The sequence below is a fragment of the Psychrobacter sp. SWN149 genome, from assembly GCF_015864565.1.
Lineage (GTDB): Bacteria > Pseudomonadota > Gammaproteobacteria > Pseudomonadales > Moraxellaceae > Psychrobacter.
Genome location: NZ_JADYWX010000021.1, coordinates 1 through 602, shown reverse-complemented (window position 1 = coordinate 602; position 602 = coordinate 1). Strand labels below are relative to the sequence as shown.

Here is a 602-nt window from a genome sequence, read left to right as displayed (position 1 = left end):
TCATATCGACGGCGGTGTTTGGCACCTCGATGTCGGCTCATCTCATCCTAGGGCTGAAGCAGGTCCTAAGGGTATGGCTGTTCGCCATTTAAAGAGGTACGCGAGCTGGGTTTAGAACGTCGTGAGACAGTTCGGTCCCTATCTACCGTGGGCGTTGGAAATTTGAGAGGATCTGCTCCTAGTACGAGAGGACCAGAGTGGACGAACCTCTGGTGTTCGGGTTGTCACGCCAGTGGCATTGCCCGGTAGCTACGTTCGGATGGGATAACCGCTGAAAGCATCTAAGCGGGAAGCCCACCTCAAGATTAGATTTCCCTAAAGAGCCGTTCAAGACTAGGACGTTGATAGGCAGGGTGTGGAAGTGCAGCGATGCATGTAGCTAACCTGTACTAATTGCTCGTTTGGCTTGACCATACAACACCCAAGTGGTTTGTATACAAGTCTAATTAATCTATCTTGTATGACTGTAGTGGTCATAACGAAGAAAGTATATTTCGATATCACCTTTAACCTTGATTCAGTTAGGTTACAAGTTGGTCGACAACAAGCTAAAACTTGAAGTCAAACAATAAAAACAACAGACTCATATCTAACCCCCTTTG

Annotated in this window: 1 rRNA gene; it reads left to right on the top strand. The window is 47.0% G+C overall.

Annotated elements, in window-relative coordinates:
* Positions 1 to 414: ribosomal RNA gene (locus tag I6E86_RS13660) — 23S ribosomal RNA — on the top strand; the annotation flags it as partial.
* Positions 415 to 602: the final 188 nt, after the last annotated feature.